At 42.7% G+C, this 25,874-nt stretch carries 11 protein-coding genes; 8 read left to right on the top strand and 3 right to left on the bottom strand.

The window, feature by feature from the left end; genetic code table 11:
* Positions 1-72 precede the first annotated feature (72 nt).
* From E7413_02190 to E7413_02200, 3 genes are read left to right on the top strand one after another with little or no spacing between them, the layout of a single operon-like run.
* Complete coding sequence (locus E7413_02190; GenBank protein ID MBE7018672.1) at positions 73-795, top strand: hypothetical protein; 723 nt, start codon at positions 73-75, stop codon at positions 793-795.
* A 1-nt stretch (position 796) separates the two neighbouring features.
* Positions 797-1,606: a hypothetical protein gene (locus E7413_02195; GenBank protein MBE7018673.1), complete on the top strand. Its 810-nt coding sequence runs from the start codon at positions 797-799 to the stop codon at positions 1,604-1,606.
* A 4-nt stretch (positions 1,607-1,610) separates the two neighbouring features.
* The gene (locus tag E7413_02200; GenBank protein MBE7018674.1) at positions 1,611-2,303 is read left to right on the top strand and encodes a CpsD/CapB family tyrosine-protein kinase; all 693 of its coding nucleotides are present in this window, start codon (positions 1,611-1,613) and stop codon (positions 2,301-2,303) included.
* 52 nt (positions 2,304-2,355) lie between these two features.
* Here E7413_02200 and E7413_02205 read toward each other — a convergent pair whose 3' ends face one another.
* Positions 2,356-5,556, bottom strand: a complete 3,201-nt coding sequence (locus tag E7413_02205) for a hypothetical protein (GenBank protein MBE7018675.1) — start codon at positions 5,554-5,556, stop codon at positions 2,356-2,358.
* A 319-nt stretch (positions 5,557-5,875) separates the two neighbouring features.
* On the opposite strand from E7413_02205, the gene E7413_02210 reads away from it, so the two are divergent.
* A complete protein-coding gene (locus E7413_02210) occupies positions 5,876-6,646 on the top strand; it encodes a hypothetical protein (protein MBE7018676.1) in 771 nt (256 codons plus the stop codon).
* 102 nt (positions 6,647-6,748) lie between these two features.
* Here the strand turns inward: E7413_02210 and E7413_02215 are convergent, their stop codons facing one another.
* Complete coding sequence (locus E7413_02215) at positions 6,749-13,090, bottom strand: hypothetical protein (protein MBE7018677.1); 6,342 nt, start codon at positions 13,088-13,090, stop codon at positions 6,749-6,751.
* 220 nt (positions 13,091-13,310) lie between these two features.
* Positions 13,311-21,572: a hypothetical protein gene (locus E7413_02220; GenBank protein MBE7018678.1), complete on the bottom strand. Its 8,262-nt coding sequence runs from the start codon at positions 21,570-21,572 to the stop codon at positions 13,311-13,313.
* Positions 21,573-21,872: 300 nt separating this feature from the next.
* Here E7413_02220 and E7413_02225 point away from each other — a divergent pair, with 300 nt between their 5' ends.
* Genes E7413_02225 through E7413_02240 form a run of 4 tightly spaced genes read left to right on the top strand, consistent with a single transcriptional unit; the run spans position 21,873 to position 25,577 of the window.
* Positions 21,873-22,505, top strand: coding sequence for a hypothetical protein (locus tag E7413_02225; protein ID MBE7018679.1), 633 nt, complete (start codon positions 21,873-21,875; stop codon positions 22,503-22,505).
* Positions 22,480-23,649, top strand: coding sequence for a hypothetical protein (locus tag E7413_02230; GenBank protein ID MBE7018680.1), 1,170 nt, complete (start codon positions 22,480-22,482; stop codon positions 23,647-23,649). The genes E7413_02225 and E7413_02230 overlap by 26 nt, the downstream gene beginning before the upstream one ends.
* Positions 23,650-23,665: 16 nt before the next feature.
* A complete protein-coding gene (locus tag E7413_02235) occupies positions 23,666-24,658 on the top strand; it encodes a glycosyltransferase family 2 protein (GenBank protein MBE7018681.1) in 993 nt (330 codons plus the stop codon).
* Positions 24,651-25,577 carry a hypothetical protein gene (locus E7413_02240; GenBank protein ID MBE7018682.1) on the top strand — a complete coding sequence of 309 codons (927 nt, stop codon included), beginning with the start codon at positions 24,651-24,653 and terminating at the stop codon, positions 25,575-25,577. The genes E7413_02235 and E7413_02240 overlap by 8 nt, the downstream gene beginning before the upstream one ends.
* Positions 25,578-25,874: the final 297 nt, after the last annotated feature.

Below are 25,874 nucleotides of genomic sequence, written 5' to 3' on the forward strand. Positions count from 1 at the left end.
CGGTACTTAAAACCAAAAAGCCCCGGGAGCTTCGGCTCCCGGGGAACCATCTTAACGAGGAGGGGATTTTCCATGGAATTCTCCGATATTCACTCACACATTCTATTTAACACCGACGACGGTCCCAAATCCAAGGAAGAAATGTTTTCCTTGATTGATAAAATTTATGAAGAAGGGATCCGGCACCTTTGCCTGACCTCTCATTTTCATCCCGGTTATTACGGAAACAACACCTCTAAAAAGAACCAAGCTTACGAAACTCTTTTAGAATACACAAGTAAAAAATATCCCGACCTTTACTTATATTCGGGCAATGAGCTTCACTATAGCCCCGACTGTGTGTCCTGGCTTCACGAAGGCCTTTGCCACACCTTGAACCACAGCCGTTATGTGCTGGTGGATTTTCCCCACCGCACCGCTTACAAAGAAGTGCAAAACGGCTTAAAATCTCTTCTTTCTGCGGGATACATTCCCGTGCTTGCCCATGCAGAACGTTACCGGATTTCCAAAAAGCAAGTTATTTCTTTAAAACAGTTGGGCGTTCTGATTCAACTGAACGCACAAGCAATTCTGGGAAAATCCGGCTGGTTTGAAAAAATAAAAACTCAGAAAATTCTGTCGAAGCATCTTGCCGATTTTGTGGCAACTGATACTCACGACATCACATACAGACCGCCAAACCTTAAAAATTGTTACCAATATCTGCAGAAGCGATACGGCAAATCCTATGCCGATCACCTTTGCCTTAACCACGCATTAACCCTTATTCTAAAAAATTATTCAGGAAGGAAATAATATGGAAAACAATACAAAAATCAGAGTGGTGTCCTTTGGAGACCTATGGAACATATTTGTGCAGAAAATATGGATTATCATCCTGGTGTGTGTGCTGGTATCAGCCGGACTTTTTGCACTAGATACCTTCACCTTCAAACCGGAATATCGCTCCACGGCAACCATGTATATTCTTCGTCAGGATTTAAAACAAGTGACTCCTGAGCAAAACACTGCCGATGATGTAGCAACCGATTTTTCCTCCGCTTTGGACGTAGTAAGAGACTGCGACTATCTGATGAAGAGCTACACTGTGGTGGAACAGGTAAAAACCAACCTGAATCTGACGGAGGATTATCGCGAACTTTCCGAACGTATTTCCACCTCCAACCCGGAAAATACCCGTATCTTAGAAGTATCTGTTACGGCAGACTCTCCGGAATATGCAAAACGAATGGTGGATAATCTCTGTGAGGTGGGTGCCTCCGCCATCAACGAAACCATGGGCTTTGAGCAAATCAGCCTATATGAATACGGAAACTTAAACTACGAACCCAGCAACAAAACCAAACCGCTTGTATTTGTATTTATCGGGCTGATTGCTGCGGTATTGACCTATTCCGTTTTCTTGATAGTCTTCCTATTGGATGCCACCATCAAAACAGATGAGGACATCGAAAATTACTTAGGCTTAAGTATCTTAGGGGATATTCCCGAAGCCAATAACGATAAGAAAAACAAGCAAAAATATCGCTATAAATACAGACGTAAGGGTTATGGCTACGGCTATATCAATCCAAATATCTTAGAAAAAAACAAAGGGGAGGAATAAATATATGAAACCGATTCAGTTGAACCTGCCCGGAACCAATGATTTTTTTACCGAAGAAGCTTACAAGGTGCTTCGCACCAATCTGCAATTCTGCGGAAAGGATGTAAAGGTGATTGTTATTACCAGCTGCAATGAAAACGAAGGGAAATCCACCGTTTCTCTGCACGCTGCCAAAAGCTTTGCAGAGCTTGGAAAAAAAGTGCTTCTAATTGATGCAGATATGAGAAAATCCGTAATTGCAGGCAGAAACACCACTGTCACCAAACACAATGGCTTAAGCGAAGTGTTAACCGGGTTAAACACCTTGGAGGAATGTTTATATCCTGTGGAAGATTCTTCCATGAAGATTCTGTTTGCAGGAAAATATCCGCCCAATCCTGTGGAGCTTTTAAACTCCAAATATTTTGAAGAGTTAATCAATCATTGCCGCACAGAATATGATTATATTATTATAGACACCCCCCCTTTGGGATTAGTTATTGATGCCGCTGTCATCGCCAAACAAAGTGATGGTGTGGTAATGGTAATCAGTAACGCTAAAGTGCACTACAAGGACGCACAAAACGTGGTAAACCTAATCAATAAGAGCGGCTCCAAAATGCTGGGAGTTATCCGTAACAACACCAATAAAACCAAAGGCCGCTATTCTTACAGAAAACGAGGCTACAAAGGTTATTATTCTGCATCAGAATCCTAAATACAACAAAAAAGGAACAAATCCTAAGATTTGTTCCTTTTTTTATGAGATATTATTTCACATACAGTTTGATGAGTTTTAAGATGTAATCTTTGGTGAAAAGTCCTTTTTCTACAGGGATTCTTAAATAAGCACCATGAAAGTCCACAAATTGTTCATAGGTCACGTAATCTTTAAAATCATCGTAGGTGTATAATCCGTAGGTTGTTACATCTTTTTGGAAGCTTTCGGTATCATAACGGAGTTTATCTCCCATCGGTACCCAGTTATAGAAATCATCCGGCGGTGCTACTGTCAAAAGCCCTTCGGCAAGGGCATTATAGTTTCCTGCAGAAGTTAAAGAATATGCTCCTGTTACTTCATAGGTTTTTTCTGCCTGATCCAAAGTAACCAGACGATATCCGTCTTCATCCATTTTCACAAAGGTGTGACCGATGTACTCATCCATATTATCTACGGTGAGATACACATATTTGTTTAAATCATAGTCAAACACACCGTGTTCTGCAATTACTTTTAATATCGCACCGTCGGAGAAGGTCAGGTTTGCAACGGGATATTCATCCACGCCGTGATTAACCACCAGTGCCACATCTTTTGCTTCGGTCTGTCCGGTAAAGAAATTGTAGGTCAGGATGGTATCTTCGGTGGTAATATCTTGGATTGCCTTTTTAGTGCCGTCTGCCATTGTGATTACGGTATCAGCGGTAAAGCAACCGTTATCCTCTGCTGCGGCTAATGTACCTTCGCAGAAAGCGGAATAACTATACGGATTGGTTTTATCTTCTGCCACACTCCAGGTATGAGAGAAACTCAGTTTTTTGCCGTTTTTATCTTCAAAAGTATAGGACACAGGCACATTTCTTGCTGTGTTTCCGGTATTTACCAAACCGCCGGAGTTAGATGCCACAAAGAACAACTTGTTGGTTCCGTTTACGTCCACCACAACGGGCATTGCAAACACTTTATTGGAAGAATGCACCTGACCACCCGTTACGGTTAAGATAAAGTCTCCGTTGTCGGGTGTATAAGTCCACACAGTGTCAGTGTCATTCTGCTTGCCCACATTTTCGGGAGTGAAATCAGCCAAAGAAACGGTTTTATACTGACTTTCCGCCACACTCCAATAACGAACCTGTAACCCTTCTAAAGCAGGTGCCGCACCGCTCCAGGTGCTTCCTTTTTTAGTTGCCACGCAAAGACCTGTTCCCCAATCGGATGCCACTAAGGAAGGCGCATCTTTATTGGATTCGGTACCACTGATATACAGAGGATAGGTATAAGTCACGGTTTTATCAAAACTTTCGCCGTTTTCATTGTAGAAAATATTGTCAGTAACAGTTACATCATACATTTGGGTACCAACTGTTACAGGAATTTTTTTGGTAGTGTCCACTGCCACACCATCTTTTTGGACGGTGTAGGAAAGTTCTTTGCCATATTTTTCTAAAGTGAATTTGCCAAAATCAAAGCTGTATGCACCACGGTCTAAATTCACGGTGAAGCGGTTAATCCAACCGGTTTCGTTTACATATTCTTTGGTCAGCACTTTGTTTTCATCAGTTTCCTCATAGGTTGCAGTTGCTAAAATATTGCCGTTTTTGGTGGAAGTATAGGTAGGATAAGTGGTTACTTCAGCATCTGTACCATTGGAATTTTTATAGGAGAACACCTTTACCGAAGTCATATCCAGCGTTTCATAGGGAACTTCCGCTTTATTCACACGATTATCATAAATCACAGGGTCGGAAAGCACAGGATTGGTTCCGTCTTCAATCATATAGATAAAGCCTAAATTTAAAGAATCACGGGTAACGCCATCCCGGTAGGTAACAGGGTGAATATAGTCGGTCTGATTTAAGACATAATTCACCATAGACTGCCCTTCTGCAGGCACATAGGTTTTATATTCCTCGTTTGCCCAGGCATACTGAATGAGTTTTCCTTCTAAGGTAATGGGGGTAGAATTCCCTTCGGAATCCGCAATGGTGATTAAGCTTAAGCCCATTAAAGTTTTCGTAGTATCGTGAACAGTTGCGGTAATGGGTTCCTGAATCAAGGTCACATCCCGCATGGTGAGACTGTTTGCCGCATTTAAGTGAATATTGGCAGCTGCACCACCATATACGGTGGTGTTATCCAACTCTAAATCCCCTGCAGTCACATACAGTGCCGCACGTCCGCCTTCAATATAGGAATTTTTAATACTGCAATCACCTGAGGTCATTACTGCGCTTCGGATATTGTAATAACGGGTTTTGGTGCCATCAATCTGATTGGGAGTGGGGTCATCTTTTTTATTTGCTTCATACAGAATGGGGAACGGGAAATGAGGTACTTTGATTCGCACGTTATCTAAATTACCGTTTTCCATGGTCACAAAAGCATAACCTCTGTCTAATGCTGCTGAGTCTGAAGAAGCGGTTAACGAAAAACCGTTGCCGTAGATGGTATGTCCGCCTGACACGACAAGCTGACCCATTCCGCAATCATTTAAGAGTACAATATCACGGTCGGTAGCGCTTGCACCCGATGTCACGTTATAAGCATCCACCACTTCCAGATAAAGCTCGGTAGGTTTGGTGTTTTCCATATCATCGGTAACAGTTAATTTGATAATACCGATTCCCTGTGCCCAAATTGTTCTGTTTTGCCAGTCTGCTTCATTGGAAACATGAACGGTAACACCTGTATTGTCCATTGCTTCTGCCGTAATACTCACGTTACCAAGTTCGCCACCATCGATGGCAGAAAACAGTTTATTTACAGCAACAGCGTTCTGATTCCCGATACGGTATAAATAAGAATCGGTATTGGGAAATACCACTTCAAATTTTTCCGTTAAGATGGGCGCATAGGTAATGGTTGCCGCAGGAAGTAAGGGACAGATGGTTTCTTCATCGGTCCAGCAGAACACTCTGAACTCTTCCGTATCGCCCACGGTAATGTTTTCTATGGGAATTTCTAAAGTATCTCCCGGCAGACCTCCCTTCACAGAAACGGGTTCCATCTTGATAAGCTTGCCGCTTTCTTGTTCATAATGGCCCACAAACACCGAAGCCATTGCAGATCTGGGTGCTTGGACAGTTACTTTGGCTTTTAAAGTGGTAACACCGTCTAATGTGGTAATCATTTTGTTGGTTTCGGCATTATAAAACACAACACCTTCTGCTTCGCTTGCTCTTGCCACAATGGATGCAAGCAGAACTGCAACCATGGCAATTACCAGAATAAAGCTTACTACTCGTTTCATCTTTTTTGGTTCCTTTCTTTCATAGTATATTTTCGGAAAGTGTGGTTACATTTTTTCTGTAACTCCCCATTTTATTCTATTTATAATGTACCATTTTCCAAAAGGGTTTGTCAAGATTTTTTTCAATTTCCGGTATTTTTGCAGCAAAATGTGTGAAAACTGGATAAAAAAACATTAAAAATATGTGTTTTTTGCAGAAAAATACATTTTAATTTTACAGAACAGTAACATTTTTCATCGAAATATTGACTTTTTTATTGATTTATGCTAAAATGGGAAAAAAATAGAAAGCATATGCTTAAAAAGGAGAAAAAAAACAATGAAAAAATCAATCGCGCTTTTACTCTCCGCTACCATGTTAATCGGTTCCTCTATGGCATTAACCGGTTGTAAAGCGGAATTCACCGAAGACGGTGGCATCAAAATCACAGAAGACAAAAAAGTTGAAGACACCAACACTGCAACTGAAGTAACAACCGAAACCAAAACTGATGAAGGTAACACTGTAGGAACTGCTACCGAAACCACCACACCCGCTGAAGAAACCAAAACTGCCGACGATACCAAATCCAACTCTGTAGCACCCACTGCTACTAAAACCGCAACCGGCGCAAGCACCTTAAACGTAAATGAAACCGTTACCATCGGTGACGTTATGGAATTAACCTTAGAATCCGCTGCTTGGACCGAAGAAATCGAACCTTCCAACACCTCTGCTAGCTACTATTCCACTATCGATGACAAAGAAGGCGAAAAATTCTTCGTTGTAAGAGGTAAAGTGAAAAACTTAGCAGGCGGCGACTTAGACCTGTCCTGGAAAGGCTTCAAAGGCGAAATGTTAATCAACGATACTTACAAATCTGATTTAAGCATTGAAGTTGAAAAATCTGATGGAACCGGCTTCTACGCTGATATCAAACCCTTACAGACCTTAAACGTTATTATTTACGCATCTATCTCTGATGAATTACAGGGCATGGCTGAAAGCGCTTCTGTAAACTTAAAATTCGTAAATGATGCTGAATACATCGATGAATACTTCTACGAAGATAAAGTTCCTTACAACGAATACAACATCTTATTCAAATAAGAAATTCTTTTCATAAAAAAAATCCCGAATGCAATTTGCATTCGGGATTTTTTTATGCTTTTTATTGTTTGTTTTTGGATATTTTGATTGATATACGTTTGCTTACTTCACATATAAATCAATCAGTTCCAAAATGTAATCCCAGCTAAAGATTCCTTTTTCCACGGGGATTTTTAAGTATGCGCCATTTAATTCGATAAACTGTTCGTAAGTAACATACTGAGAAAAATCATCGTAGGTGTATAAGCCGTAGGATTCGATGTCGTTTTGGAAAGCATCGGTATCGTAACGGAGTTTTTCGCCCATCGGCATCCAGTTATACAAATCATCGGGAGGTGCTACTGTCAAAAGACCTTCTGCCAAAGCATTGAAGTTTCCGGCAGAGGTTAAAGAATATGCACCGATGGTTTCCGTTGTTTTTTCTGCTTTGTCTAAAGTAACCGTGGTATAGCCGTCTTCGTGCATCTTCACAAAGGTATGTCCAATGTATTCTGCCATATTGTCCATGGTGAGGTACACATATTGGTTCAAATCATAATCAAACACACCGTGGTCTTCGATTACTTTTAATACCGTACCGTCTGAGAAGGTTAAGTTGGCAACGGGATATTCTGCTACGCCATGATTTACCACCAGCGCCACATCTTTCGCTTCCATTTCACCTGTAAAGAAATTATAGGTCAAAATGGAATCCTCAGTAGTAATCTCTTTGATAGCTTTCTTCGTGCCGTCTGCCATAGTGATTAAGGTATCTTCACTAAAGCAACCGCCACTTGAGGAAGCAGAAACAGTTACATTGGAAGCAGGCATACTAAAGGTATAGGTACCGGCTGTGCTTTCGCTTAGTAAAGTATTTCCGTTTCCATCGGTCACCTTCAGGGATTTACTGTTATTCTGAGAGAAGGAAACAGTCACGGTAAAGCTGTCACCGTAATATGCAGTTTGTCCGTTGGTCACACCGGTTACGGTTGCATTGGATTGAGAAACAGTGATGGTATAGGGTGTTTTGACCCACTGTGCATATAAAGTGATGCTTTCATCAGGGGTGTAAGATGCACCTGCACCGCCGATTTTGGTGCCGCCCTCAGCTTGGGTAAACCAACCCTGGAAGGTATATCCTGTGAGAGTGGGAGTGGGTAAGGTTAAGGGTGCGCCCATATAGGTCTGAGAATCGGTGGAACAGCTTCCGCCGTTGGCATCATAAGTCACCACGGAAGGTGCTTCCCAATGGGCATACAAGGTGATATGTGCGGTAGGAAGATAGGTGTCATTTCCCATACCGATGAAAGTACCGCCGTTTTCTTCGGTATACCAGCCGGCAAATGCTCTTGCTGTGTCAGAGGGTAAGGGCAAGGTGAGAACAGTTCCCACATAATCCATAGAGGTGGGTGTTACGTTTCCGCCCGTTGGGTTGTAAGTTACGGTATAAACAGGGCTCCAGCCTGCATAGAAGGTGGTATTTTTGGTGGGATTTAAAATCACACCGTTCAACCCATAAAGCTTGGTACAAGCGGCATCTTCATACCAGCCTGTGAACCAATAACCCGATTTTTCTGGTAAGGGAAGAACGATTTGTTCTCCATTATAGTTTATAGTTTCGGGAGTTACGCTGCCACCCGTAGCATCCAAGGTCACGGTACAAGGTTTGCCCCACTGTGCATAGAGAGTAACATCACCGCCGGGAGTATATAAATCCCCTGCTCCGCCGACACGGTTACCCTGATAGGGAGCATCATACCAGCCGGCAAACACATACCCATAACGAGTGGGATTGGGTAAAGTCAATGTATTATAATGATTGGTCTGATAACCAACACTCTGTCCGCATAAGCCCCCGTTGGCATCATAGGTCACGGTAGCAGACACGGTTGCAGAGAAAGTACCGGTGGGTTTGGTGAAACTTGTCGCATCCACCCCGGACTTACCAAAGTTTACGGAACCCGAATTGATGACTACCCCGTTATTGCCGGTAAATTCGTAGTCATACACTCTCCAGATCTGACCGCTGGAAGCAGTACCACCGTCGTTTACTACATAGAAAATGTTTTTGTTGGTTTTAATCGAGCCGGAATGGGTAGAACCGCCTGCCGTTGCTTTGACGTCCAGGTCAATTTTTAACACACCGCCATCCACCAGTTTTACGGTGATGATATGATAGCCTTTGGCTTCCCCGGTGGTATTTAAGTTTTCGATGGTGGCAGATACCACTTTTTGATAGGCGTTATCATCACCGTCAAATCTTAAATAACGGGTATCGCCCATATAGTCATAGATTTTTAAGCCTGCCAAGAAAGGCATAAACTGAATTTTATCGCCCAAAAGTGCTTTGTTGTAGTAAATCACCTGTTTCGTGGAATCAAACGAAAATTCCGCATTGGGGGTAGACGTGTCTTTTAATGCCACAGAAACCGGTAATTTTTTGGTGTAAACCACCGTTTGTGCCACACTTTCTCCGTTTTCGTTATAGAATATGGTATCGGTTAAGGTGTAGGTCACAATGTATTCTTTTGTTTCGGATAGGGTGAGTTTTCCGTTGGTTAAAGAAACTTCATCACCGTTTTCATCGGTGCAGGTAATTTGGGTCTGCAAATCCTGACCGCTATACTTATTGATGTCAAATATTTTAGTAAAATCAATCTCAAAAGATTCTCCTGCAGGAATCATCACTTTTAAGGTGTCAGAATCCATATAGCAATATTTGTTGCAACCGTCCGTGTTGGCGATATACTGACCGCCCAAGGTGGAATTGGGATAAATCTGAGGTTCATATAATCCGTTTCCACCGCAGATGTACGGAATCACGCCGTCAGTTTCGGGATTGTAACGGTAATCGGCAGTAACGGCACTGCCTGCCGCCACGGTATACACTCTGCCGGTTGCTCCCAAAAAGCTTACCTTGTTTAACGCATAAGGAATTTCCGCCTTGTTGGTACGCTCATCAATGATGTTGGCAGGATAAGAGGTGATGTATGCCATTCCCAAGTTTACAGTATTTTTACCGTTTATGGTATGCTGATATGCACTTTCCTTTAATGCTACCTCCAACACGCTCTTAGCATAACTGTTGGAAACAGAAGAATGATCGCTGGTTACCCAGTTATATTGTCTGAGGTCCCCTTTTAAACGAATATAGGGATTGGATTTGGTATCCGCATCCCCCACTGCAATCCCAAGACCCATCACGTTTTTGGAAGTATCGTAAGAAGAGGTGGTCATATACTGAATGGTGGTCACATCTTCTAAGGTAACAGTGAATTCGTCGGAACTTCTTACAATCTGAATGTTGGCAAAGCTTCCGCATTCGGTAACGGTGTTTTTCACGGTGGCATTTCCGCCACCGATAAAAATGTTACATCTTGCACCATAAATATAACAGTTAGAAATGGTGGAATCATCAGTTAAAAGGACTGCAGATTTAAAGTAGTCATAACCCGATGCATCGGAGGTATATAAATAAGATTCGGGGAAAATATCGCAGATAATTCTGGTGTTATCTAAAATACCGCCTTTGGATACATTGATAAAACCGGTGGTCAGCAGCTTAAGGCCGGGATTACCTTTTCCTGCACAGGTTACGGTAAAGCCGTTGCCGTAAAAAGCATAACCGTTGGACACGTTAAAGGTGCCGGAAATATCGTTTAATAATACCACGTTATTGGCAGTTGCCGATGTGGCAGTGGTCACGTTCTTCGCATCCACAATTTCTAGGTACAAAGAATACGGAGTACTTTCTTCATCCGAAATGGTCACTTTTACCACGCCGGTACCGCTGAATTTTAAGGTAGACTTGGTCCAATCGGTGTTTTTGGTATAGGTAGCAGAAACCAAAGGAGTGTTTGCCAGAGGTTCCACTGCTACGTTTACGGTACCAACACTCACACCGTCTAAAGCTTTAAAGATGCTTCCCAATGCCACGGTATTCTGATTGCCGATTCTATATAAATAATCTTCGTGATTTACAAATTTGGTATCAAATTTTGCAATCTGAGGAGGTGCTAATTCTGTTACAGTTACGGTAGCAGAGGTTGCGGTACAGTAAAAACCGTCAGTAATGGTAACGGTATAAGTGCCGCCACCGCTAAAGGTGACAATACCGTTATCCCAGGTTGCATCCTTCGTGAAGGAAGAAGCACCGGTTACAGACACAGTAGCATCTTTAATCAGATTACCGTTTGCGCTGAACAGCTCTCCTAAAGTTTTCGTTACTGCAACACCTTGTTCAGTTTCATAAGCTAAATCAGATTTTGCAGTCCATTTGTCAACTGCAGCAGGTTCTTTTACCGTAACGGTAGCGGTTGCTACGTTACAGTAGAAGTTATCGGTTGCGGTAACGGTGATGGTACCTAAACCTTCAACAGTTACTTTACCGTCTGCATAGGTACCGCCGGTTACAGTAATTTCTTTCACTTCATAGCCGTTGGTATCAAATAAATCTGCAAAGTCTACGGTGTACTTACCGCTTTCAATAGTAGCTAAAGTATGAGTTACTTCGATATCTTTGCCAATGAATTTGTCTACGTTTGCTGCATCGTTTACAACGATAATAGCAGTTGCTTCGTTACAGTAGAAGTTATCAGTAACAGTTACGGTGTAGGTACCAATGGTTCCGGGAACGGTAATAACGCCATCAGCATAGGTACCGCCATTATCTACAGTTACTTCTACTGTTTTGATAATTGCACCGTCAATTGCGGTGAACAGGTCAGCGAAGTTTACGGTCTGGTCTTTGCCAACAGTATCAACGGTTAAGGTGATTTCTTTATTAGTTGCATTCCATTTATCAATGTTTGCAGGCTCGTTTACGGTTACGGTTGCGGTTGCAACATTACAGTAGTAATTATCGGTTACAGTGATCGTTTTTTTGCCAAAACCGTCCACGGTGATTGTGCCGTCTTCGTAAGTTGCACCGGTGACAGTCAGGTTATCCATATCTACGGGAACGCCGTCGATTACGGTGAACAGCTCGGCAAAGTCATAGGTTACGGTATTTGCTTCCGCGGTTTCTAAGGTGTGAGTATAAGTCACATCTTTACCAATGAATTTGTCGATGGAAGGAATGTTTTTGGGTGTGAAGGTGTAGGTTCTGCCAATTACGTAAGATTCGTCTTCGTTATTGGGGTTATACATCTTCAGTGCCAGAGTTACTTCTAAATCGGGATTCGCTACTAAAAATTCAGGTGCGAAGAAGATCCCGCAATCAAAATCCTTTACCCGTTCATACACTTCCTGATAGGTGTATTTGAGACCGGGTTTTCCGTAGGCTTCTGCCGCGGTTTCCATAATTTTTAAGGGAGTACCGGGGGTCAAGGTGATAGCCATTTTGGGCACACTTACCCAAGCAGGACTCCAGGAATCGTACTGACCTGCCAGATAGCCGTCACAGGTTCCGTCTGAATGGAAGGTAGCAGTCTTATTGATCATGATTTCATAATCTGCATACCAGTCTCCAAACACTGCCAACTGAGATTCTGTAGAAGGGTCTGCTTTGAAGTTTAATGCAAAGGTTAAATCTACATCCTGGATTGCTTCTACATCCAGCTCGGTAACCGTTGCTGTGGGTAAGCAGAATTCAAAGTCTTTTTCTGCGATCGTATAGATATTGCCATTTTCAGGATTTACCAGTACCAGTGCTAAGGAAACCTCCAGACCATCATTTTCTTTTAAGAAATCATGGGAGAAGTTTACGCCACAGTCAAAATCTTTTACGGTTTCTGCTACATCCCTGTAAGTCACGGTTAATCCGGCAGCATCCATAATGGAAACAGGTGTATTTGCAGTTACCGCTAAATCGGTTGCCGGAATTTTTACAAATTCAGGACCGAATTCATCATACTGGCCGATTAAGTAACCGTCACGGGTACCGTCGGCATTGAAGGTTGCATCTTTGTTCATTTTGAATACAAAGTCTGCTTTCCAGTCGCCGTAGAATGCTAACTGTTCATCAGTTACTTCATCTGCTGTGAAGTTCAAAGCAAAATCCGCATCTTCTGCTTCGATTTCGGTAACAGTGGCTGTCGGGAGTTCCTCCAGCAGGTCACGTTCGATAATGCCGGGATTGGTTAACGGAACTAAAGAATCAGTACCCTCCCAGCAGAATACTTTTAATAATTCGGTATCTGCTACCGAAATTTCTCTGCTGTATTGGTTTTCTTCCCCTGCCACAGCAGAAACTGTGGTAATAGGCTCTGTTTTACAAAGCACACCGTCTGCAGTGTAGTGAGAAACAATCACCTGCGCCGAATTCTTTTCGGTTGGGGTAAAGGTGATGTTGGCAGTCACCGTATCGCATCCGTCCAAAGCGGTAATCACTTCTCCCCCTTCATTATAAAAGGAAACGCTTCCTAAATCGGAAGCCGTTGCAGCAAGGGCAGAAAATACCCCCAAAAGCAACGTAAGTGCAGTCAAAAGGCAAAGTAGTTTTTTTATGTTTTTCTTGGTTTTCATAAACGATTTGTCCTTTCTTTATGGTTCCTTTGGTGATGTAAAAAACGGGGTACGAATTTTAGAAGCATTATGTAGTTACACCACACCATTTTATTCTATCTACATCTTACCACTTTTTGATGGATTTTGTCAAGGTTTTTCGTTATTTTCACTGTCTCTCCACCGAAACAAAAACTCCCTGCAGAGAACTCTGCAGGGAGTTTTTTCATACGAAAACGTATTACGGATTTACATATAAGCCAATTAACTCAACAATGTAATCCCAGGTGAAGATTCCTTTTTCTACAGCAATCTTTAAGTATGCGCCGTTTAATTCGATAAACTGTTCTTCAGTTACCAAACCGCCGAAATCTTCTAAGGTGTATAAACCGTAGGTTTCGATATCTTTTTGGAAGCTTTCGGTATCGTAACGGAGTTTTTCACCCATTTCAATCCAGTTATAGAAACCAGCAGGAGGAGCAAGTGTCAGCATACCTTCTGCAAATGCGTTGGCATTGCCTGCAGAGGTTAAGGAATAGATTCCCAGGGTTTCTTCAGTTTTTTCTGCTTTCACTAAGGTTACCAAGTCATAACCTTCCGCATTTTCTTTCACAAAGGTGTGACCAATGTATGCATCCATATTATCTATGTTAATGTATACATAATCGTTTAAGTCATAGTCAAACACACCGTGGTCACCAACGATTCTTAAGGTAGTGCCGTCGGAGAAGGTTAAGTTTGCCACTGCGTAAGTATCCACGCCGTGAGAAATTAAGAGTGCCACATCTTTTGCTTCGTAACAGCCTGTAAAGAAGTTGTAGGTTAAGATGGTATCATCCTTGGTAACATCCTTCATTGCTTTTTGGCTGCCGTCACCCATGGTGATTAAGGTATCTTCGGTAAAGCAGCTACCGCTAGAAGATGCGGTTACGGTAACGGTCTGCGCCGGCATGTTAAAGGGTGAATTATAGGTAGTGCCATCTGCACCCTTAATGGTGGTGGAACGGCTGTTACTCTGAGAGTAGGTTACGTCAACAGTTACCTGAGTGCCGTAGGGAATGTTAATGGAACCGTTATTAGCAACGGTGGTATTGTTAATTTTTACAGTTGCATTTGTAGCAGAAACTTTTACAGTGTAGCTACCAATCGTCCACTGTGCATATAAGGTAATGTTGGAAGACGGAGTGTATTCTGCGCCTGCATTCCCAACCTTGGTGCCACCGGATGCCGCAGTATACCAGCCGTTGAAGGTGTAACCGGTTCTGGTGGGGTTGGGTAAAGTAAGAGCAGTTCCTTCGTAAGTTGCAGAAGCAGGACTTACGCTACCGCTGTTTGCATTGTAGGTCACGGTGTAGGAAATTGCTTCCTGCCACTGTGCATACAGGGTGATTGCGCCGCCCGGATGATAACCTTCACCCGCATCACCGATTTTTTCGCCACCGGTGGGTGCAGTGTACCAACCTAAGAACCAGTAACCGTCACGACTTGCATTGGGTAAGCTTAATGCAGTGCCGTTATAGGTCTGAACGGTAACAGAAGCAGTACCGCCGTTTGCGTCATAACTTACATCACAAGGTTTGCCCCACTGTGCATATAAGGTGATATTTGCGGAAGGAGCATAGGAATCTCCTGCACCGCCCACACGGGTTCCGCCGGTAGGAGCAGTGTACCAACCTGCAAACAGGAATCCGCCACGTTTGGGAGTGGGCAGAGTTACGGAAGTTGCAGCTGATGTTGCATAACCAATGGTCTGTACACAGGAACCGCCATTTGCATCATAGGTTACCGTTGCTTTAATGGTGGTACTAAAGTTTCCGGAAGGAGTGGAAACACTGGAACCGCTGGAATTAAAGGTCTGCTGAGCAGAGGTAATGGTTACCCCGTTGTTACCGGTAAAGGTGTAGTAATCCACATACCAGTATGCAGAGGTGGTGGTGGAAGCAGAGTTACTGGTACCACCGCCGTTTACAAAGTAAACAGTGTTGTCTTTGGTTTTAATAGAACCGGTATAGGTGGAAGCACCGCCACTGTTTGCACGTGCTAAGAATCTGGTGTTAATCACACCGCCGTCAGTCAGTTTTACTTCTACCAACGCTTTGTTGCTGGAATAGCCGGTGATGGTGATGGATGCAATTTTGTTGAAATCAGAATCACCGTTGAAACGTAAGTATTCGCTCTGACCGTTGTGGTCATAAATCTGTAAACCTTTTAAGAAGGGTAAATACTGTTTTACATCGCCTAAGGTAGGTTTATAGTAACCCATTTTCTGGCTGTCTTTGTTGAATGCAAAACGTGCATCGGGAACTGCATTGTCTTTTAAGGAAACAGATAAGGTAATCGGGAAGGTATAAGTTACGGTATCTGCCACAACCTGACCGTCTTTAGCATAGAACAAAGTATCGGTTACGGTGTAGGTTACGGTGTAGGTTCCTTTGTTGGTTAAGGAAACGCTGGTTCCGGATACAGGAACTGCCACGCCGTTTTCATCCACACAGGTAATGGTCATACCTAAATCTTCGCCGGTGTATTTTTCAATATTTACCAGACCTGCTAAATCTACCACTTTGGTATCACCGTCGGTGAACAGAATGTTCACGGTTTTGCCGGTGGTGTATAAATATTCGTCACAACCTTCCACGTTTTCGATATACTGTCCGCCTAAATCATCGTCAAATTTAAACTGGGGTTTATACAGGTCAGTTGCGATGGTTTTGTCTGCATTTTCGTAATCAGAGAAAATCTGGGTGTCGACTGCACCGGATAAGGAGTATGCCTGACCGGAAACACCGCTCACGGAAATACTATCCAAAGCATAGGGCAAGCCGGTCTGATTGTCGATGATTGCAGTTTTGGTATTTAAGTATACAATACCCATATTTACGCTGGTTTGACCATTCACACTGTGCTGATATTTGGAAACAGCCAATGCGCTGTTGATAGCAGATCTTGCATAAGAATCGCTTACTGCATTCATGTCATCAGCATTCACCCAGTTATACTGTTTTAAGTTACCTTTTAATACCAGGTTCGGGTTGGTAGAAGTGTTGGGACCAACAATCACACCAAAGCCCAGCATGGTGTTGTTTTTCAGGCTGTCGTTTGCATAAACGGTGGGTTTGTTCTGATACTGAATGGTAGTAACGTCTTCTAAGGTTACGGTGTATTCACTACCGCTTTCAATCTGCATATTGGAAAGTACGCCTGCTTCCAGAATGGTATCCTTCACGGTCACATTACCGGCACCAACATAGATGTTGTTTCTTGCGCCGTAAATATGACAGTTGGAAATGGTGGAATCACCACTTACCGCTACTGCGGAAAGCTGATAGTAGTATCTGATTTTAGAAGGATCTTTTGAATCCACTTCATAGTAATCTTCCACCTGGTTGGAGTACAGTGCTGCAATGGGGAAGATGGCTGCACGAACTACGGTGTTTTCTAAAGTACCGCCTTCTTTTACGGTGATAATACCCTGTTTTAAACCGCTACCTAATCCTAAGTAACGTCCGTCATTGGTATTGCTTACGGTAAAGCCGTTGCCATAGAAGGTGTTATCACCGGATACGGTAAAGCCATTTAAGGTACTGCAATTATTAACCAATACGGTATTGCCGGAAATGGTACCGTTTACGCCGGTTACGTTGGTTGCATCCACAACTTCTAAGTACAGTTCGGTGGGTAAGCAAGCAGGATCAGCTGTGTCCACGATAGACACTTTTACCACGCCGGTACCGTTAAATTTCAGAGTAGTTGCAGTAATATCTGCAGTTACCTGAGATGCTTCCACAGGAGTTACAGTTACGGTTGCATTGGTGGGAACAAAACCGTCAACAGGAACGAAGATTTTTTCAATCGCAACTTCGTTTTGGTTACCGATACGGTACATAAAGTCGGTTTTGTCAAATTTCTTCACGAATTTTTCTTCGGGAATAATGTCGGGTTCTTCCACGATAACAGTTGCAGTTGCAGTGTTACAGTAGAAGTTATCGGTTACGGTTACGGTGTAAGTGCCTGCACCGGTAAAGGTGAACACGCCATTTTCGTAAACGCCGTCACCGCCTACGGTGAGTTCTTTTACAGTATAGCCGTTATTGGTGAACAATTCATCAAAGGTTACAGTTACGGTGTTTTCGCCGTAAACTAATTTTTTGGAAACGGTTTGACCGGTCCATTTATCAACATTAGCAGGTTCTTTTACGGTAATGGTTGCAGTTGCTTTGTTACAGTAGAAATTATCAGTTGCGGTAACGGTGAAGGTACCGATACCGGTAACAGTGATTTTGCCGTCTGCATAAGTTGCACCTTCCACGGTGATGTCTTTTACATCATAACCGTTATTGGTGAACAGTTCGTCAAAGTTGTAAGTTACAGTGTTACCTTCGATAGTATCTAAGGTATGAGTGTAAGTTACAGCTTTACCGGTGAACTTGTCAACATTTGCAGGTTCATTTACGGTAACAGTTGCAGTTGCAATGTTACAATAGAAGTTATCGGTTGCGGTAACGGTGTAAGTACCTGCTTTTCCGGGTACGGTTACAACGCCACCTGTAAAGCTTGCTCCGTTATCTACGGTTACGGAAATCGCTTTGATTACTACACCTTCAACTGCGGTGAATAAATCTTCAAAGTTTACGGTCTGATCCTGACCAACAGTATTAACGGTTAAGTCAATGGTTTTGTTGGTAGCAGTAAATTTATTTACATTTGCAGGAGCGTTTACGGTAACAGTTGCAGTTGCAATGTTACAGTAGAAGTTATCGGTTGCGGTAACGGTAATAGTTCCTAAACCGGTAACAGTGATTTTACCGTCTGCATAAGTTGCGCCTTCCACGGTAATATCTTCCGCTTTTACATTTGCACCTTCAACGGTTTCAAACAGGTCTGCAAAATTGTAAGTTACAGTGTTACCTTCGATAGTATCTAAGGTATGAGTGTAAGTTACGGTGTTACCGGTGAATTTGTCCATCGCAACAGGAGCATTTACAACTACAGTTGCAGTTGCAGTGTTACAATAATAGTTATCGGTTACGGTGATGGTTTTGGTACCGAAACCTTCTACGGTGATTTTGCCGTCTGCATAAGTTGCGCCGGTTACGGTGATGTCTTCCATTTTCACGGGAACGCCGCCGATGGTGTCAAACAGCTCAGCAAAATCATAAGTTACGGTATTTGCTTCCACGGTGTCTAAGGTGTGATTATAGGTCACAGCTTTACCGATGAATTTGTCGATAGAAGGAATGGTTTCAGGAGTGAAGGTGTAGGTTCTGCCAACCACGTAAGATTCGTTTTCGTTATTGGGATTATACATCTTCAGTGCCAGAGTTACTTCTAAGTCGGGGTTAGCAACTAAAAATTCGGGAGTAAATGCTAAACCGCAGTTAAAGTCTTTTACAGAAGTAACGATATCTGCGTAAGTCAGTTTCAGACCGCTCTGACCCATGAGAGCTGCTGCAGTTTCCATTACTCTTACAGGAGTATTTGCTTCTAAGGTTGCATCTTCAAAGGGAACGGATACCCAGTTTTTGCTCCATGCGTCATACTGACCGGAGAGGAAACCGTCTGCATTGCCGTTTGCATTGAAGGTTGCGGTTTTGTTTACGGTTAATTCGTAATCTGCATACCAATCACCGAACATCAGGAGCTGTTCCTGAGTAGATTCGTCTGCTTTAAAGTTTAATGCGAAATCTAAATCAACGCCTTCGATTGCTTCAACGTCCAGTTCAGTAACGGTTGCAGTGGGCTGTTTCCAGGTTCTGGTGATTGCATCACCGATTACATAGGATTCAGCGGGATTTAAGGGATTGTAGATTCTTAATTCCACGGTAGCGGATACGCCATCGTTTGCTGCTAAGAACTCTTTAGAGAAGTTGATACCGCAATCAAAATCTTTTACGGTTTCAACGATATCACGGTAGGTAACATCCATTCCTGCAGATTCTAACACGTTAATAGTGGTATTTGCAGGAACTACTAAATCGGTTGCAGGTAATTTTACCCATTCTGCGCCGAATTCGTCATACTGACCCAGTAAGTAACCATCTTTTTCGCCGTTTGCGTTCAGGGCTACATCTTTGGAAATGGTTACAGCATAATCAGCTTTCCAGTTACCGAAGGTTTTTAACTGTTCTTCGGTTGCTTCGTTTGCTTTAAAATTCATTGCAAAGTCTGCTTCCACATCCAGGTTGTTGGTGTCTAAGTGAGTTACGGTTGCGGTGGGTAAAGTCCAGTTATAAGTATAAACATCGCCGATGATATAAGATTCTGCTTCGTTTGCAGGGTTATACATCTTCAGGCACAGGGTTACTTCCAGACCGTCGTTTGCTGCTAAAAATTCGGGAGAGAAATAAATACCGCAGTCAAAGTCTTTTACTTTGTCATACACTTCCTGATAGGTATATTTTAATCCCGGTTTACCGTAGGTTTTTGCAGCAGTTTCCATAATCTTTAAGGGAGTGCCGGGAGTTAAGGTGATATCCATTTTCGGAACCTGTACCCAAGCCGGGCTCCAGGAATCGTACTGACCTGCCAAATAACCATCTTCGGTGCCGTCTAAATTAAAGGTTGCAGTTTTATTGATGGTGATTTCGTAATCTGCATACCAGTCGCCAAACATTGCAAGCTGAGATGCTGTGGAAGGATCCGCTTTGAAGTTTAACGCATAAGTTAAGGGAACATCCTTAATATCTGCCACATCGAGTTCGGTTACGGTTGCGGTGGGCAGGGTGAAATCGAATGCTTTTTCTGCGATGGTGTATGCTTCGCCGGTAACAGGATTTACGATTACCAGTGCTAAGGATACTTCTAAACCGTCATTTGCTTTTAAGTATGCTTCGGTAAAGTTAACACCGCAATTAAATTCTTTTACGGTTTCAACTACGTCACGGTAGGTTACATCCATACCTGCTGCATCCATAACGGAAACAGGTTCTCCTGCAGTCACACTCAGGTCGGTTGCCGGAATTTTTACAATTTCGGGACCGAATTCGTCATACTGACCAACTAAGTAACCGTCTTTGGTGCCGTTGGCATTGAAGGTTGCATCTTTGTTGGTAGTAAATACAAAGTCTGCTTTCCAATCGCCGAAGGTTGCTACCTGAGATTCGGTTGCTTCGTCTGCTTTGAAGTTTAATGCGAAGTCTGCTTCTGCTACGTCAATTTCGGTAACAGTTGCAGTAGGCATGGTAAAGTCAAATGCTTTTTCCGCGATGGTGTATGCTTCGCCGGTAACAGGATTTACGATTACCAGTGCTAAGGATACTTCTAAACCATCATTTGCTTTTAAGTAGCTATCTGCAAAGTTTACGCCGCAGTCGAAATCTTTAATGGTTTCAACTACATCGCGATAAGTAACGTTCATGCCAGCACTTCCCAAAACATTTACGGGAACGCCTGCGGTAACGGTTACATCCGCTGCGGGAACTTTTACAAATTCGGGACCGAATTCGTCATACTGACCAACTAAGTAACCGTCTTTGGTGCCGTTGGCATTGAAGGTTGCATCTTTGTTGGTGGTAAATACAAAGTCTGCTTTCCAATCGCCAAAGGTTGCTACCTGAGATTCGGTTGCTTCGTCAGCTTTAAAGTTTAATGCAAAGTCTGCTTCTGCTACGTCAATTTCGGTAACAGTTGCAGTAGGCATATTAAAGTCAAATGCTTTTTCTGCGATGGTGTAGGTATTGCCGTTTTCGGGATTTACCAGTACCAGTGCTAAGGATACTTCTAAGCCATCATTTGCTTTTAAGTAAGCATCTGCATAGTCAACACCACAGTCGAATTCTTTTACGGTTTCAACCACATCACGGAAGGTAACATTCAGACCTGCTGCATCCATAATGGATACGGGAGTACCTGCAGTAATTGCGAAATCGGTTGCAGGAACTTTTACAAATTCAGGGCCGAATTCATCGTACTGACCAACTAAGTAACCGTCTTTAGTGCCGTTAGCATTGAAGGTTGCTGCTTTGTTGGCAGTAAATACAAAGTCTGCCTCCCAATCACCGTAGAATGCCAACTGTTCATCAGTTACTTCGTCTGCAGCGAAGTTTAACGCAAAGTCTGCATCGGTAGAAATTGCAGTCACGGTTGCGGTGGGAAGTTCTTCTAATAAATCACGTTCAATCGTGCCCACATTGGTTAAAGGAGCGAGAGTTGCTTCGTCCCAAGCGAACACTTTCAATAAATCGGTATCGGCTACCGAAATTGCAGAGGTAGTAAAGTTCGCAACTACGCCTGCAGTCATACTAACAGAATCAATAGATTCCATTTTTTCAAGTTTACCGGTTTCGATATCGTAATGAGCTACCATTACGCTTGCGGTACCGGTTTTACTTGCGGTGAAGGTCACGTTGGCATAAAGGTTGTCCACGCCATCCAACTGAGTTGCTACGCTGTTATCTTCAGCATTGTAGAACGCAATTGTACCAAGCTCATTTGCATAAGTTGCAAATGTGAACATGCTTGCCAACAGGGACATTGCGAGAAGAAGACTGAATAGTTTCTTCAATAGGGCCACTTCCTTTCTTTTTACACAAGATATATATGATTACATTTTTATTCTCAAATATTCCTATGGGATTCATTTGTGCACTTTCCCATCTTACTCTAATACAATTGTATTATATCTTTATTCTTTTGAAAAGTCAAGAATTTTTTTGACCTGTATTTAGACATAATATTCCAAAAAACATCAAAAAGACACACAAACCTGCTACAAATAAGAAAAAAGCTTGATTTATAGGGGAAAATGTAGTATAATAAATTATAATAAAAATGAACCCCTAAGGCAGGGAAAGGAACGAACTTTATGAAATCTTTAAAACATTTGAAGCGTTTTTCCAAAGAATGGTGGCAAAACGTCTGGTTTTATTATAAATGGTATATGATTATCGGTGTCTGTCTGGTGGCGCTGCTGGCTAACACCATTTTCTATTCTTTCACTCGAGTGGAACCGGATGTACATGTATTATTCGGCGGTGACTTTGCCCTTTTGGATGAAGATAAACGTATTTTGACCGAACGGCTGGAAGATGCAATTACCGACGTGAACAACGATGGCAAAACGGTTGCTCGCCTGCATGTAATTTCTCTCTCCATTGATAAAGAAAAATTTGATGAAACCACTGCCGGAAGCAATCAACAACTGCAGACCCAGTTTATTACCGGGCAACAGCATATTTACGTGTTGGATTTTGTCAACTTCAATCGCTTTTATGCGCAAGGGCTGTTAGACCCCGACACTTTATTTGAGCTAACCAAAGATAACCCGTTGTTTGAAGGCACGTCTCTGGCACAACAGGATTTAATTATGATTACCCGCATAAAACGGCACGATATGGAATCCGATTTCACCACCAGCCAGCAGATTATTGACCGCTTTGCAACTCCAAATACCAAGGAAAGGTTTCAAGAATATGTTAAAAACCATAACGAACAATAACATTCTCATTTTAGACGGTGCCACCGGTACCGAACTGCATAAGCTGGGGCTTGCTCCCGGTGTTTGCCCCGAAGAATGGATTCTTAATAACCCTGATGCAATCAAATCCGTGCAAACCGCATACAAAAATGCCGGAAGTGATGCGGTGTATGCACCCACTTTCGGTGCCAACCGCAAAAAACTGCCCGTTCATATGGACGTGTATGAAACCAACAAAAAACTTCTCACCTTATGTAAGGAGGCGGTTGGTTACGGCGTTATGATTGGCGGCGATATGTCCCCCACGGGAGAACTTTTATATCCCATGGGAATGATGAGTGAGGACGAGCTGATTTCAGTTTACGAAGAACAGGTCAAAGCCTTTTACGATTTTGGCGTGGACTTCATCGTGATTGAAACCATGATGGATATGACGGAAGTAAAATGTGCGCTGTCCGCTGTAAAAAATGTGTATCAAGATAAAAAATGTCCGGTGTTTGTTACCGTGACCTTAGAAGAATCGGGAAAAATGCTCACAGGGTGTGACCCTGTGACCGCCTTACTCTTAGCAGAGCATTACGGTGCAGACGCTTTCGGGTTTAACTGTTCCACCGGACCGGACAAGATGATTCCCCTACTGGATGAAATTGTACCCTATGCCTCGATTCCTCTGATTACCAAACCCAATGCAGGACTTCCCAAAGAAGAAGACGGCAAGACCGTATTTTCTATGGACCCAAAAGAATTTAAAAAATATGTCCGTCTTTTGATTGAACACGGAGCTGATATTGTGGGCGGTTGTTGCGGAACCTCTCCCGAATATATCAAAGAGATTTCCGAATTAAAAATCCCGGTAATGCCGGCTCGCCAAAAAGAATTTTCTTTTGTGTCTTCTCAGAGAAAAACCGTATTCGTTGATGATGACACCAACTTTGCAGCATTTCATTTTATGGAAGAATCTGACCCTATGGATTTCTGCTACGACTTGCAGGATGCAGATTGTGATGTGATTCATCTAACCTTTGCAGAAAATGCTGACAATGTGGAAGAATTTATCCAAAATCTTGCACAAATGGTCACCACCCCCGTATTTTTTGATACCGAAGACGAATCCATTATCAAACTTGTCAATCGGTATTACACCGGTGCCCAGCGCATACAATAGAAAGGAGTCTATCACTATGTCTGAAAAAAAAGCAAATTTCAGCCAATGCCCCGTGTTATACATCGTGGTGCCTTGCTATAACGAAGAAGAGGTACTCCCCGAATCCGCCAAGCAGTTCTATCGGGCAATTTCTGATATGATGGAAAAACAGTTGGTTTCCAGAGACAGCAAAATTCTGTTTGTAAACGACGGAAGTCGTGATAAAACCTGGGATCTGATTGAAAAATACGCCAAAAGCAGTCCCGTATTCTCAGGAGTTTGTCTTGCCAAAAACCGTGGTCACCAGAATGCGTTGATGGCAGGCTTGGAAACCGCAAGAAAGTTTGCTGATATCACCGTTACCATTGATGCAGATTTGCAGGATGATATTGGTGCCATCTATGAAATGGTGGAAAAATACAGAAACGAAGAGTGCGATGTGGTATTCGGTGTCCGTAGCGAACGAGCTACCGACACGTTCTTCAAACGTACCACCGCCCAAGGATTTTACAAACTGATGAAATGGATGGGGGTTGACGTGGTGTATAACCACGCAGATTACCGTCTGATGAGTAAACGTGCCTTGGATTCTTTGATGGAATACAAGGAAGTCAACCTGTTTTTACGCGGAATTGTCAGCGATATGGGTTACAAAACCGACGTGGTTTACTACAAACGCAATGAACGTTTTGCAGGAGAATCCAAATACCCCTTAAAGAAAATGCTTGCTTTTGCATTCCAGGGAATTTCTTCCTTCAGTATTTCTCCTATCCGCTTAATTACCAGCCTTGGAGTTTTGGTTTCCATTGGAAGCGTGATTGCGATTCTCTATGCGTTAATCAGTTTAGCTTGCGGCAGTGTAATGCCCGGCTGGACCTCTTTATTGATGTCTGTATGGTTACTGGGTGGTCTGCAACTGTTATCCATCGGCTTAATCGGGGAATACATCGGCAAAATTTATCTGGAAGCAAAACATCGCCCCCTTTACTTTATTGCAAAAACTGCGGGACTTTCCGAGGAGAATGAATAACATGTTTTTAATCGATGCTCATAACGATACTCCCTATCGGATGTATTTTGAAAGCGGCAACCTTTATGAAAACAGTTTTCAAAACAGCATACAAAAACAAAAGGGTTTTCGGACCCTTTTGTTGTATGCCATTTTTATGGATCCTGAGAAATTAAAGGACTTTTCTTCCCCACACTCCTATTTTGATGCTTTATACGATTATTTTGTGAAAGAACTTTCCCAAAACAAAGAATCTATGGAATGGGTAACGGATGCTTCCGCTTTTACCAAATCCCAAAAACAACAGGCAATATTGACCGTGGAAGGCGGAAGCATGATTGAATCGGTTGAACAGATTGATTCCCTATGGCAGAAAAAAATCAAAGTATTAACCCTCACCTGGAATGATTCCAATTTGCTTGCTACATCCCAAATGTCGGGCGATGCGGGCGGATTGACTCCTCTTGGAAAAGAAGTCCTCAAAAAAATGAATTCTTTGGGAATGATTGCGGACTTATCTCACGCCTCTGATGAAACCTTTTGGGATGTGATGAAAGTTACCGAAAAGCCTGTGCTGGTTTCTCATTCCAATGCTCGTGCCCTTTGCAATCACCTCCGAAATATTACTGATGATATGTTTTTGGCACTTTGCCAGAATAACGGTGTGCTGGGGATTAATTTCTATCCTCCGTTTTTAGAAAACCAACCCCAAAAGGCTGATCTAAACAGTATTTTCAATCACATGGAACACTTTTTGGAATTAGGCGGAGAAAATCATATCGGCTTTGGCTCGGATTTTGACGGCGTGGATTTTTTGCCAACGGGAATCACCGATTTTTCTTCTTATTCTAAAATTATTTCGGAAATGGAACGAAGAAATTATTCAAAAGAACTGATAGAAAAACTATGCTACAAAAATATGATGCGGATTCTATCCTAAGTGGACGGAACCCGCATTTTTTCTTTCTATTACCACCTTGTTGTAGGAGCGGATATCTACATCCGCCCATTTTTGGCATCAGAATTTTCAGCAACGGGACGATGTGGGCATCGTCCCCTACATTGTTTTCACATATAAAAACGGACTGTCAAAAAGACAGTCCGTTTTTTGTTGTGTGATTTGTTCATTTGCACGAACAAATTTTTCGCTGTGTCGCTACACGACGAGTTCATCAGCGATTATTGACCGAAGGTTTCACCGGTTCCAACAAGGTTGATATATTTCATACCTTTGTTG

The sequence above is a fragment of the Oscillospiraceae bacterium genome (assembly GCA_015068645.1).
Taxonomy (GTDB): domain Bacteria; phylum Bacillota; class Clostridia; order UMGS1840; family UMGS1840; genus SIG452.

What these genes read in the sequence shown, in the direction of transcription:
- E7413_02190 (MBE7018672.1), top strand. Translation starts at nt 73, where the DNA reads ATGGAATTCTCCGATATTCACTCACACATTCTATTTAACACCGACGAC.
- E7413_02195 (MBE7018673.1), top strand. Translation starts at nt 797, where the DNA reads ATGGAAAACAATACAAAAATCAGAGTGGTGTCCTTTGGAGACCTATGG.
- E7413_02200 (MBE7018674.1), top strand. Translation starts at nt 1,611, where the DNA reads ATGAAACCGATTCAGTTGAACCTGCCCGGAACCAATGATTTTTTTACC.
- E7413_02205 (MBE7018675.1), bottom strand. Translation starts at nt 5,556, where the DNA reads ATGAAACGAGTAGTAAGCTTTATTCTGGTAATTGCCATGGTTGCAGTT.
- E7413_02210 (MBE7018676.1), top strand. Translation starts at nt 5,876, where the DNA reads ATGAAAAAATCAATCGCGCTTTTACTCTCCGCTACCATGTTAATCGGT.
- E7413_02215 (MBE7018677.1), bottom strand. Translation starts at nt 13,090, where the DNA reads ATGAAAACCAAGAAAAACATAAAAAAACTACTTTGCCTTTTGACTGCA.
- E7413_02225 (MBE7018679.1), top strand. Translation starts at nt 21,873, where the DNA reads ATGAAATCTTTAAAACATTTGAAGCGTTTTTCCAAAGAATGGTGGCAA.
- E7413_02230 (MBE7018680.1), top strand. Translation starts at nt 22,480, where the DNA reads ATGTTAAAAACCATAACGAACAATAACATTCTCATTTTAGACGGTGCC.
- E7413_02235 (MBE7018681.1), top strand. Translation starts at nt 23,666, where the DNA reads ATGTCTGAAAAAAAAGCAAATTTCAGCCAATGCCCCGTGTTATACATC.
- E7413_02240 (MBE7018682.1), top strand. Translation starts at nt 24,651, where the DNA reads ATGAATAACATGTTTTTAATCGATGCTCATAACGATACTCCCTATCGG.